The organism is Candidatus Hydrogenedentota bacterium (genome assembly GCA_012523015.1).
Classification (GTDB): domain Bacteria; phylum Hydrogenedentota; class Hydrogenedentia; order Hydrogenedentales; family CAITNO01; genus JAAYBJ01.
The window spans coordinates 1-11,564 of record JAAYJI010000016.1 but is presented as its reverse complement, the minus strand read 5'-3'; the positions used below and the strand labels follow the sequence as shown (position 1 = coordinate 11,564).

The following is an 11,564-nucleotide window of genomic DNA, read 5'->3' as shown; positions in this document are numbered from 1 at the left end:
TTTCTGAAGAGCAGTTACAAAGGGCTGTTCAAGATTTAAATAATAGACCAAGGAAAACACTTAATTACAGAACTCCGGCCGAAGTCTTTTTTCAGGAAGGGGTTGCAATTCGAGTTTGAACCTGCGAGGTCAAAGTGATTGTATTACTTGGTAGTTTTTTATATAATGTTTTTGTAATACCATTACGAATTTGCTAAAAACTGAAAACAGTGCCTGTACTGTATCAAGTCCACAAGATTGCCTATTCCGAGGGTGTTTTAAAGCTTTAGCAACACCAAGTTTGGGAAATCTTACATGGCCCTGCCGCAGCATATCCGAGACGAAATATTTCTTTTATTCTCGTTCGTATAAAGAAAGCCAAATTTATGAAAAGTCGATTGGTTTTAGCACGTTATATCGAAGCCAATATTTCTGAGTTGGTGGAGCATCTTATTAAAGACAGTAAGATGATAGAAGATACCGTGTTGCGCAATTTAATCCAGACTTGGCTTCAATATAATGTGGCGATTCTCAATGGTAAGAGCTGCCCCATGGCAGAATGGGCGACGCAGTTCGTGGAGCGCAATCGCAGCTTGGCTATTATGACCGGGGACGCTTATCTGACCTTGAAAGGTTTTCAAAAAGCCTTAACAGAGCAGTGTGTTGGTCAAGTGAAAGGCGTAACTGATGCCGAAATCTTAAGTATTGTCTATGACAATTCTTCTTGTCTTGAGCAAGCCGTCGTTGAGTATTTCGCGCTCCGTACCCGCCAAGACCGGCACATGAATTTTCGGCGGCAAAAGGCCATATTAGAATCGGTGGACATGGCCATGGTGCTCGTAGATAACAGCGCCGTAATTGAGATGGTGAATCATGGATTTGCCCGACTCATCAACAGCGATGCCGACATCCTTCAAAATACAGACTTCTTGTCATTATGCGATGAGGCGACTGCTTCAAAGCTGCGTTCGTTCTTGAAGAATAAACGAACCGATTTAACGCGCGCCTCTTTTCCCGGCGCCATCACTTTTGGCAACCGGGAAATTGGAGTCGAAATTACCGGTCATCCTTTTTTCGACAGTGAAGGGCGTCGTGCTGGAGCGGTGCTCTTTCTGGATACGGAAGAAAAAAAGGAATCTCCCTCTCAACGGGGCATTGAATATGTTGAAAAAAATCTGTTGCCCATGATTCCATTGCCCTTACAGCTCTTTGATCAGAATGGCAACATCTCTTTTAATTCCAAACAAACCAGCCTTTTGACGCCTATGGGCTATGACTTTCAAGAACCCTTGTGTTGTTTTCTGCATGGGCGTGATGCGGGGAAAAGTGGAAATTGCCGGTGTAAAGATGTGTTTGAATCGGGATTATTTCAGTTCATCGATATCAGCGTAATGATGACGTCAGAAACCAAATGGTACATGGTCGTGTTGATTCCGCTTCTTGATGAGTCCGGCAACATTACCCATGTGATCAATGTCGTTTATGATCGGTCTCATCGCCGGCAAATGCAAAAGCAATTGGAAAATCAAATCGTCAGCCAGCAGCGCTCTTCTTTGGTCGCACAAATCAGTACGACTGTAGCGCACCAGCTGCGTAATCCGCTAAGTGTCGTGTTGGGCTTTGCCGAAATGATGTCGAAAGGATTACCGCCGGATCAATATGCGGAAGCGGTCAACCGCATCTTGCGCAATAGTCTTCGCTGCAAAGAAACAGTAGATAATCTTCTCGATTTTGCGCGGGGCATGCCTTTGGAACGGAGACCCGTAGATTTTCAAACGCTGATCCGTGAGTCAGTGCAGCCCATGTTGACCCCTTCACAAAGCCGGCTTATATCGTGGCAGTTCCCCGATAAACCCGCTTTAATCGAATGTGTACCGGAACAAATAGCGCAAATCGTCTTAAGCTTGTTGGAAAATGCGCTGCATGTAGCGCGGCACCAAGTCCTTTGTTCGCTCGAGATAAAAAATGAGCTGGTCCGCTTGCGTGTTGTCGATGATGGCCCCGGAATACCCATTGAAAAGCGTGAGCAAGTCTTTGAGCCATTTTATTCTACGCGCCGTGAACAAGGCGGCATTGGTTTGGGGCTGAGCCTCGCACGGGCTGTGGTCTCTGATTATGGCGGCAGTCTCAGCGTTTGTACTGCAGGGATGAAAGAGCCTAAAGGGGCTTGCTTCGTTCTTCAATTGCCGGTGATGAAAGAGATTCCCAAAGAAATCGAACCGTCCATACCGATGCAAACGAAGGTTTTGGAAAAGTCAATCTTGATTGTCGATGATGAGATTGACTTACAGGATTTGTTGCAGACATTTTTATATATGCATGGTTTTCGAGCGGATACGGCATCCACCGGTATGGAGGCTTTGGAGAAACTTAAAATAAATGAGTATGACGCAATCCTTCTCGATTATTTGATTCCCGGAAGTCTGGATGGCAAACAAACTTATCTGGAAATAGCGGAGCGATATCCTCATCTCATACCGCGTATTCTCTTTATTACGGCTGATATGCTAAATTATCAAAGTCGCCTCTTTATGGAAAGCACAGGCAGACCTATATTAGAGAAACCTTTTCTGCTTGTAGATTTTATTATGGAATTGGACAAAATGGTAGATGAGAACAAATAATGCAAAGTCAAAATAGAATGTTCTTCCGCGGTATAGTGTTTACAATCATTTGTTTTACGGCAATGATTGGGGTGTGTGCGGCCGCGCAAGATTCCAAGGCTGTAAGGGATGCTTCGGAGAAGGTCGACGTCTCGGATAAGATCCCTTATGAAATCGTTCTTGATCTTTTACCGAACGAAAAGAATCCCAGAAATTCGGAAGGGGATTTTATCGTCTTGAAAGATGGTTCCCTTCTTTTCATCTATACCCACTTTTATGGAGGAAAAGATGATAACGATGCCGCCTTCTTGGCATCACGCCGCTCCCTCGACGGCGGAAAAACCTGGACAAGCAAGGATAAAGTCGTCGTGAAAAATGAAGGCGGGATGAATGTCATGTCCGTATCTTTGCTCCGTCTGTCGGATGATTCTATCGCCTTGTTTTACATTCGAAAAAATGGGGAAGATGATTGCCGCCCGTTGATGCGCATTTCTCACGATGAGGCGCAATCGTGGGGGGATGCGGTCGAATGTATTCCTGAGCCTATAGGCTATTACGTGATTAATAACAGTCGCATCGTACAGCTCTCCGGAGGGCGCCTCGTGATTCCTGCCGCCTTGCACGCACGGCAGGGAGAGCCCTTTCAAGAGCGTGGGATAAGCATGTGCGTACTTTCTGATGATCTCGGGAAAACGTGGTATTTTTCACAGACCACCTTGGAAGCGCCTCGGGAATTTAATACGGGATTCCAAGAGCCGGGTGTTATCGAACTTAAAAACGGGCATCTCCTTATGTGGCTGCGCAACAGTAGCGGTTTCTTTTACCGTTCCATTTCTGAAGACGGCGGAATTACGTGGTCTGATGCCGTCCCCACGGAACTGGCAACTCCAGTATCGCCCCTGTCCGTTTAAAGGATTCCGGGAACGGACGCGTTGTTGATGCTTTGGAATGATCACGCGAATATTGATGAGGCACTGCGAAAAAAGCGCACACCCTTCACGCTTGCTATTTCCACAGACGAAGGGTTGACGTGGCATAATCGGGTGAATTTAGAAGATAATCCCCACGGCTGGTACTGTTATACTGCAATTGCATTTACAGACGAACATGCCCTTTTCGGCTTTTGTGCAGGAGATACCCAAGTTGTACCGGGGCTGAGTCATACACGAATTGGGCGGGTGCCGCTTTCGTGGTTACGGGAGCGGATAGCACTTTAAAAAAAGTGGCAGAGGCGGCCGGGAAATTGGCGCATTGAGATTTAAGGCTTGGAACCGGTCTTGGCGCTAGGTCGAGGATTGCACCTTTACAAATCCCTGTCTATTGCGCTGTCGCGGGCGCTATAAGAAAGGCTTGCTTACTCAAGGCAAGGATAACTCATGTTTGATTATTTATTTTCCTTTGTTGCAGACCATGCGGTCTGGATCCTGCCCGTGATGATTTTTTTCTCGCGGGTCTTGGACGTCAGCATCGGAACGCTCAGGATCGTCTTTCTTAGCCGAGGTATGCGTTTATTGGCGCCTTTATGCGGTTTCTTTGAAGTGCTTATTTGGCTCATTGCCATCAGCCGCATTATGGATAATCTTTCCTCATGGGTAAATTATATCGCTTACGCGGGCGGCTTTGCTGCAGGTAATTTTGTGGGGATGTATATCGAACGCCGTTTGGCGATGGGCTTTCTATCGCTTATGATCATTACGCATAATGACGCGGCTTCTCTTCTGCAAAAGTTTAAACAGAAGCATTTTGGCGCCACCTTGGTGGGGGCGCAAGGAGCACAAGGCAAAGTCCGTGTAATCTATTTGATTATTAAACGAAAAGATTTGTCTTTGGTATCCTCCATTTTGGAGAAACACCAACCGGATGCTTTTGTGGTAACCAATGATGTGCGAAATGCAGCAGGCGGCGTTTTCCCGAGCGACAATTCCGGACTCATGAACTGGCGTAAAATAACAGGCGCTTCGCGAAAAGGAAAATAGCTTCGGTGAGAAAAGAGCCGGATCATAAGATTCTTTTTAAAGGGTGTGAATCAGTGTCATGAAAAGAATTACCGTATCGATTGAAAAACGTACTGAACAACTTTCTGCTTGTTCGCTTTTTGAAGAATTACCTTTGGATATGATTCGTGAAGTGGCGTCCCTTTGTTCTGTACGTATCTACGAAGCGGGCGAACTCTTATTTCGGGAGGGGCAAATTGCAGATGGCTTTTATATCATAGGGGAGGGACAGGTTAAAATTTGTCGCTACGGAGCTGATGGACGCGAACAGATCTTGCATATTTTATCGGGTGTCGAACCTTGCGGTGAAGTCGCCGTATTCGAAGGCGGCGTCTATCCCGCTACCGCTGAAAGTCTAGTAGCTTCTCAAATCCTTTATTTCCGGCGCAGCGATTTTCAAATGCTTGCAGAAAAGCAGCCGGACTTGCTGTTTAATATGCTCGCCATCTTATCCCGGCGCTTACGGCGTTTTGTCGAAATGATCGATGATCTTTCGCTGAAAGAAGTGTCCACTCGATTGGCGCGTCATTTGCTCGAATTATCCGAAGAGTCCGACAACGCCGATGAATTTGAGCTGACTACGACGAAGACCCTGCTTGCAGCGCGATTGGGAACGGTGGCGGAGACGCTGAGCCGAACCCTTACACGGATGCAGCGCCGCGGAATCATTCTTATGAAAGGCAGACGTATCGAGTTGACAAACAAATCGCTCCTTCACGATTTGGCCGAAGGCGACAAGCTATAAAATCTTTTAGTTTGCCGACGCAGTGAAATGCCCTGTATCCCGCGGTATCTTCGGCAGCTGTACACCTTTCACACCCTTAAAGTATTTCAACGCTTCATCACCCTCTATAGTCTCCGAATTGATCTGGGGAAAGAGCTGCAGTAAAAAAATCCTGTTCTTTTTCTGATAAAGGCTCAAGCTATAACCTGAAAGGCTATACATGACTGTCTAGGGTCGATTATGTATAATTAACGGTACAGATAATCTTAACCAACAAAGGAATACGATGATGAAAAGACTCTTTATTTCCATGATCCTTTTGACTTTAGTTCTCTATGCTGCAGCAGTACAGGCCGAATCAAAAGAATCCTTAGCGCATCCCGATAGTGCTGCGTGGGAAAACTTGTTCGCTGCAGATCTTTCAAATGCCGTTAAACCGGAAGGGGTATGGAGCTGTACGGATGGTGAGTTGACTGCAACGAAGGATGAATCCCTTTGGACCGGTCGTGACTATGAAAATTTTGTGCTTGATTTGGAATTTAAGAATGCCGAAGGAAGCAACAGCGGCGTAATCGTGTACTGCAGCGACATGGCGGACTGGATTCCCAATTCGGTAGAGATCCAGATTGCTGATGACCATGCCGACAAATGGGCAGATTCTCCCGCGAACTGGCATTGTGGTGCTGTTTTCGGACACTTGGCACCAACAAAAAATGTGGTCAAAAAACCGGGTGAATGGAATCGTCTCACCATTCGCTGTATGGGTAAAGATATTGAGGTTACTTTGAATGGTGAAGCCGTTGTAGCCATGAATATGGATGAATATACCTCTGCGAAAACCAATCCTGATGGTTCGGAAGTGCCTGCTTGGTTGAGTAAACCGTTGAGTACCCTGCCGACTAAAGGCAGAATCGGATTCCAAGGAAAACATGCGGGTGCGCCAATCTGGTTCCGCAACATTAAGATCAAAGAAATGGAGTGACGCGGCGAGCCCGCTGCCCATCGACAAGCGCAATCATTAAAGGTGATTCGTGCCTGTGCTCAATCATTGTTAGATCATCTTGAAAATTGGGAGAACACCATAATCCCGTTTCGAGATAAGCCTATAGGAGTGATGGACTATGTCCTATGCGATCAGCCAGTATCCGGACGTCAAAGAAATTTATCGTAAAATCGACCGATTGATGGCGCTTCCGCCGGTGCTTATTCGGCGTGATGCGTTGAATGAATATCTGGAGAAATTGAATACCCAATGTGCCCAATCCAAAGCGATGATCACGGAGGCAAAAGACTATATTCCCGGCGGTGTTCAGCATAATCTATCCTTTAACTATCCCTTCCCTTTGGTCATGGATCGCGCCGAGGGCCCTTATCTTTATGACTTAGACGGCAATCGCTACATTGATTTTTTACAGGCAGGCGGTCCCACCGTGCTCGGTTCCAATCCGCCGGCTGTTTTAGAACAAGTCATTGATCTGCTCCGCAAATGCGGCCCCGTAACAGGCTTGTTCCATGAATTTGAATTGAAGATAGCAAAAGAAATTTCCAAGCACATGCCGGCGGTGGAAATGTTCCGCATGCTTGGCAGCGGCACGGAAAGCGTGATGGCAGCCATACGCGTCGCCCGCCTTGCTACGGGAAAGAAATACATTATCAAAATGGGCGGCGCCTATCATGGCTGGTCTGATCAGATGGTTTACAGTTTAAAGCTGCCCCGCTCGCGCCGCTTCGAAGCCCATGGCATTCCCCGCGTCTGCACCAAATACACCGTAGAAGCGGCTCCCAATGATATCGCTTCTCTCGACCGCAAACTCTTCTTCAATCGCTTGCACGGCGGTACAGCTGCCGTATTGGTCGAGCCGGTCGGACCGGAAAGCGGTACGCGCCCCGTGGACCACGAACACAATGAGCAGGTGCGCCGGCTTTGCGACAAATATGGGGCACTGCTTATCTTTGATGAGGTAGTGACCGGATTTCGCGTGGGGCTTGGCGGCGCACAAGGCTATTTTGGAGTCCGCCCGGATCTCACCATATTCGGAAAAGTCGTTGCCGGTGGATATCCCTCTGCCGGCGGCGTGGGCGGTCGGAGAGACCTAATTCAACGGATGGCGGCGGGTTTGGAAAGCGGAAAGAAACGGGCCTATGTGGGCGGTACCTTGGCCGCCAATCCGCTGAGCGCGGCGGCCGGTTATTTCACGATACAAGAAATTGCCGCCACCGATGCCTGTAAAAAAGCGGGCTTGGCCGGCGACCGCCTCACCGAAGGGCTTAATAGGCTTATTGAAAGCCTTAAGCTTCCCTTTGTCGCCTATAATCAAGGTTCTATCTGTCACTTGGAAACGGTGGGCGGTATGTTTATCCGTCTTGAGTATCTTCATATTCTCCGTGTTCTAAAAGAAATCAAGGCGCGCAAATTAGGGATGGAAGAGTATGGAGCTGCCTACACGGCCGAAGGTATTATCAGCTTGGCAGGCAGCCGATTGTATACCAGCTTGGCGGATACAGACGACGTTATCGATGATGCCTTGGGACGTTTTGAAAAAGTATTTAATAAAGTGGATCGATCTGTACTCACAGGAGAACAATAATCATGGACCCCATTACACAAACACAGCAGGCTGTACGAGAAATGGGAATACACCTTGTCGAGACCGGGCTTGTCGTAGGAACCTGGGGGAATATCAGTGTTCGACTTGATGATAAGGTGGTCATTACCCCCAGCGGTGCCGACTACAATCAATTAACCAATGAAGATATTCCGATTATTGATCTGTTGAGCGGCAACCATGTAGGGCCCAAACCCTCCAGCGAAAAAGATTTGCATATAGAGGTCTATCGCCAACGAAAAGAAATCAACGCTGTGATTCACGTGCATTCGCCTCATGCTTCCACCCTTGCAGCAGCTCGGCGTGAGCTGCCTCCCGTACTTGATGATGTCGCCCAGCTAATCGGTCCTTCTGTGCGTGTTGCAGATTATGCCTTGCCCGGGACAAAACGCATTGTGAAAAAGACGATGCGCGCGCTCCGTGGTCGCATGGCAGCGCTTATGGCAAATCATGGAGCAATTTGCTTGGGCCGTGATCTCGACGAAGCGCTCTTGTGTTGTCAGGTTTTGGAAAAAGGATGTAAGGCTTTTATCGAAGCAGAATTTCTAGGCGGCGCAAAAAGTATCAACCGTTTTGAAGCGGTATTGATGCATCAGATTTTTTTGAAAAAATATTCAAAACAATGGAAAGCCTAACAGCAGAGCCTCGTTTATGAGTCTCTAAACATTGATAATTTGACGGAGGAATCATGATGGAGACCGATCCCTATGTGCTTGCCATCGACCTCGGAACCTCCGGCTGTAAGGTCGCTTTAGTATCCAAACAAGGGCATGTGGCGGGTTGGGAGTTTGAGGAGGTAGAGACTACACTGCTCCCTGGCGGCGGCGCCGAGCAGGATCCTGAAGCATGGTGGCAGGCCTTTTTGCGCGCAGGCAGACGGTTGCTTGCCAAGAACGCAGCGCTGGCGGAGAAAGTTATCGCTCTTTGTTCCAGTACCCAAGGGGAGGGCACTGTAGCCGTAGATCGTGACGGAAGCCCCCTAATGCCGTGTATTTTGTGGATGGATACCCGTGGCGTTGCCTATCTAAAACAAATCACCGGCGGACTGATCCGCGTTGCCGGCTATGATCTTTTTAAACTGTATCGTTGGATCCATTTGACCGGCGGCGCTCCCTCGCTGACGGGCAAAGATCCTGCGGCACATATGCTGCTCATCAAATATGCTTTTCCCGACATTTACGCACGAACCTATAAGTTTTTAAATGTATTGGACTTTATGAATCTGCGTCTGACCGGCAGATTCGTTGCCACCTACGATTCTATTACCACCTCTTGGGTCACGGACAATCGAGACCCGACCACCATAGACTACAGCAACGCGCTTATTCGCTGCAGCGGTGTGGATCGTGATAAATTTCCCGATCTTGTTCCCTGCACGGAAAGTTTGGGCCCTTTGCGTTCCGAAGTTGCAGAAGCTTTAGGATTGGCGCAGGGAATTCCCGTAGTCGCGGGATCCATTGATACGACGGCCGCCGCCATTGGTTCCGGCGCTATCGAAGATTACGCGCTTCACCTTTATTTGGGCACTTCTTCTTGGATGGCAGCTCATGTTCCTTTCAAGAAAACAGATATCTTTTCATCCATTGCCTCTTTACCTTGTGCTGTGCCCGGGCGATTTTTAATGACTGCCCTCCAAGCGACAGCAGGCGGCAATCTGAGCTTTTTAAGAGATAAAATTCTCTATCATAAAGATGAATTACTCAGTGAAGCCCAAACGCCCGATGTTTATAAAATAATGGATCGCATCGTTGAAAGAACGCCGCCGGGAAGTCATGGTGTTTTGTTTACGCCGTGGAGTTATGGAGAACGCTCGCCCGTCGACGATCCTTATATCCGTGCCGCCATTCACAATTTATCGCTCCACAATTCACGAGAAGATATTGTCCGTGCTTTCTTTGAAGGCGTTGCTTTTAATAATCGCTGGCTCCTGCGACCGGTGCAACGCTTCCTCGGTAAATGTCCTGAAAGCATTACCTTGACCGGCGGCGGCGCTGCTTCTGATATTTGGTGTCAGATTTTCGCCGATATCCTGGGGCTGACTGTCCGTCAACTAGCGAATCCCATTCAAGTAAACAGTTTGGGCGCCGCCTTTATCGCTTTTGTTGGGCTGGGTATACTACGCTACGAAGAGGCGGCTCAGCTTACCCGTTATAAAGGGACGTACACGCCCAACCCTGAAACACAAGCGCTCTATGACCGCTGCTTCCGTGAGTTCGTCGCGTTGTACAAGCACAATAAAGCGATCTACCGACGTTTAAACCGCGGCGCCGGGCGTTGAACGTGTTAAAATTTCAAAGGACACTTTTTCTGAATATCCTTTTCATGTCATAATAAATCCTTCACCAATACCCATGTTAGTTGTCCCATGTATAGAAAGAAATAAAAATGACCAGATATTTTCAATGGATCCTGATTTTTGTAAGTGTGTTCGTCGTATTGGGCGTGTGGAGCAATGCCGACGAGGCGAAAGAAAGCTGTGAAGAAGGATTCGTTTCCATTTTTAATGGCGTGGATTTGTCTGGATGGGTGGGTGATACGAAAGGCTATGCAGTTGAAGATGGGTGTATGGTCTGCAAGCCGGGCGGCAACATCTACACGGAAAAAGAATATGCCGATTTTATTTTCCGCTTTGAATTTAAATTGACGCCCAGCGCTAATAATGGTGTTGGCATTCGTGCGCCTCTGAAAGGCAGCGCTTCTTATGACGGAATGGAAATTCAAATATTAGATGATCGGCATCCCAAGTATAAAGATCTTCATGAATACCAAGCCCACGGCTCCAATTATGGCGTTGTCCCTGCGAAACGAGATCATTTGAAACCTGTCGGTGAGTGGAATACGGAGGAGATTATCGCCGATGGCCGTCGGATCAAGGTCATACTTAATGGCGTCACCATTGTGGATGCGGATATTGACGAGGCGAGCAAAGACGGTACCATTGACGGCAAAGAGCACCCGGGGCTGAAGAATACAAAAGGACATATTGGATTCTTAGGTCATGGCGATATCGTTTATTTCCGCAACATGCTTGTGAAAGAGCTGGGGAAATAATGATACGGTGTGTGTGATAGATGTGCTACGCCCCCTGAGAAAAAATGCAGATTCGGAGGCAGCGCCTGACAGCCTTTGCGTGCTGCCTCCTTAAAAATAATGTTTCCACCCGGCGGTGATTGCAACACCGTTAAAGTCATATGCGCGGTGGAATGAAAAATTATATCCGCCGTTCAGCACGAAGGCGTTGCGCTCATTGATAGGTATGTCTGCGCCAATATTCAGATTGAGTGTGGTGACCCACCAGTTCTCCCTTTGTTGAAAATTTAAAAACTTGGGCAGCGGCGAGAGTTGTGCTTTGGCTTTCACTTTATAGCCGGCATAATTTTGTGTTAACCGAAACCCAAAGAATGGTTTGGTGTGGCGCAGGTGATCGCGGATCCCCTTGTACCTTCGAGGTTCCGGTATTCCCCAGGGAAAGCCGTCAATGCATAAGCCGAGATAAGCGGAAGAACGAAATATTTCGAAATCGGTGCGCAGCGGCAAGAGCAGTAAGGAACGGTCATTGGCCTTTGTGCGAACGGTGCCGCCGGAATATCCAAAGTGAAAATAGATCGCCCAGTTGGGAGACAATACACGGCCCACAGCAATATCGGGAACCCAAAGC

The 11,564-nt window shown here is 47.8% G+C and carries 11 protein-coding genes; 10 read left to right on the top strand and 1 reads right to left on the bottom strand.

Features of this window, described 5'->3' with window-relative positions; translation table 11 throughout:
- Positions 1-365: 365 nt before the first annotated feature.
- The 10 genes from GX117_00840 (at position 366) to GX117_00795 (ending at position 10,957) form a co-directional block, all read left to right on the top strand.
- The gene (locus tag GX117_00840; GenBank protein ID NLO31890.1) at positions 366-2,603 is read left to right on the top strand and encodes a response regulator; all 2,238 of its coding nucleotides are present in this window, start codon (positions 366-368) and stop codon (positions 2,601-2,603) included.
- Between the two features lie 62 nt (positions 2,604-2,665).
- On the top strand, positions 2,666-3,493 hold the full coding sequence (locus GX117_00835; GenBank protein NLO31889.1) for an exo-alpha-sialidase: 828 nt from the start codon (positions 2,666-2,668) through the stop codon (positions 3,491-3,493).
- 27 nt (positions 3,494-3,520) lie between these two features.
- Entirely contained in the window at positions 3,521-3,799 is a 279-nt protein-coding gene (locus GX117_00830) for an exo-alpha-sialidase (GenBank protein NLO31888.1), read from the top strand.
- A gap of 159 nt (positions 3,800-3,958) precedes the next feature.
- Positions 3,959-4,558 carry a DUF2179 domain-containing protein gene (locus tag GX117_00825; GenBank protein NLO31887.1) on the top strand — a complete coding sequence of 200 codons (600 nt, stop codon included), beginning with the start codon at positions 3,959-3,961 and terminating at the stop codon, positions 4,556-4,558.
- A gap of 58 nt (positions 4,559-4,616) precedes the next feature.
- On the top strand, positions 4,617-5,321 hold the full coding sequence (locus GX117_00820) for a Crp/Fnr family transcriptional regulator (protein ID NLO31886.1): 705 nt from the start codon (positions 4,617-4,619) through the stop codon (positions 5,319-5,321).
- A 265-nt stretch (positions 5,322-5,586) separates the two neighbouring features.
- Positions 5,587-6,282: a DUF1080 domain-containing protein gene (locus GX117_00815; protein ID NLO31885.1), complete on the top strand. Its 696-nt coding sequence runs from the start codon at positions 5,587-5,589 to the stop codon at positions 6,280-6,282.
- A 139-nt stretch (positions 6,283-6,421) separates the two neighbouring features.
- The gene (locus GX117_00810; protein ID NLO31884.1) at positions 6,422-7,888 is read left to right on the top strand and encodes an aminotransferase class III-fold pyridoxal phosphate-dependent enzyme; all 1,467 of its coding nucleotides are present in this window, start codon (positions 6,422-6,424) and stop codon (positions 7,886-7,888) included.
- A gap of 2 nt (positions 7,889-7,890) precedes the next feature.
- Positions 7,891-8,541 (top strand): class II aldolase/adducin family protein, encoded by a 651-nt coding sequence (locus GX117_00805; GenBank protein ID NLO31883.1) that lies wholly within the window; start codon positions 7,891-7,893, stop codon positions 8,539-8,541.
- A gap of 53 nt (positions 8,542-8,594) precedes the next feature.
- Positions 8,595-10,184, top strand: a complete 1,590-nt coding sequence (locus GX117_00800; protein ID NLO31882.1) for a xylulose kinase — start codon at positions 8,595-8,597, stop codon at positions 10,182-10,184.
- A 107-nt stretch (positions 10,185-10,291) separates the two neighbouring features.
- Positions 10,292-10,957, top strand: coding sequence for a DUF1080 domain-containing protein (locus tag GX117_00795; GenBank protein NLO31881.1), 666 nt, complete (start codon positions 10,292-10,294; stop codon positions 10,955-10,957).
- A gap of 90 nt (positions 10,958-11,047) precedes the next feature.
- Here GX117_00795 and GX117_00790 read toward each other — a convergent pair.
- The coding region (locus GX117_00790; GenBank protein NLO31880.1) for a hypothetical protein at positions 11,048-11,564 on the bottom strand (517 nt) is incomplete at its 5' end.

What these genes read in the sequence shown, in the direction of transcription:
- GX117_00840 (NLO31890.1), top strand. Translation starts at nt 366, where the DNA reads ATGAAAAGTCGATTGGTTTTAGCACGTTATATCGAAGCCAATATTTCT.
- GX117_00835 (NLO31889.1), top strand. Translation starts at nt 2,666, where the DNA reads ATGATTGGGGTGTGTGCGGCCGCGCAAGATTCCAAGGCTGTAAGGGAT.
- GX117_00830 (NLO31888.1), top strand. Translation starts at nt 3,521, where the DNA reads ATGCTTTGGAATGATCACGCGAATATTGATGAGGCACTGCGAAAAAAG.
- GX117_00825 (NLO31887.1), top strand. Translation starts at nt 3,959, where the DNA reads ATGTTTGATTATTTATTTTCCTTTGTTGCAGACCATGCGGTCTGGATC.
- GX117_00820 (NLO31886.1), top strand. Translation starts at nt 4,617, where the DNA reads ATGAAAAGAATTACCGTATCGATTGAAAAACGTACTGAACAACTTTCT.
- GX117_00815 (NLO31885.1), top strand. Translation starts at nt 5,587, where the DNA reads ATGATGAAAAGACTCTTTATTTCCATGATCCTTTTGACTTTAGTTCTC.
- GX117_00810 (NLO31884.1), top strand. Translation starts at nt 6,422, where the DNA reads ATGTCCTATGCGATCAGCCAGTATCCGGACGTCAAAGAAATTTATCGT.
- GX117_00805 (NLO31883.1), top strand. Translation starts at nt 7,891, where the DNA reads ATGGACCCCATTACACAAACACAGCAGGCTGTACGAGAAATGGGAATA.
- GX117_00800 (NLO31882.1), top strand. Translation starts at nt 8,595, where the DNA reads ATGATGGAGACCGATCCCTATGTGCTTGCCATCGACCTCGGAACCTCC.
- GX117_00795 (NLO31881.1), top strand. Translation starts at nt 10,292, where the DNA reads ATGACCAGATATTTTCAATGGATCCTGATTTTTGTAAGTGTGTTCGTC.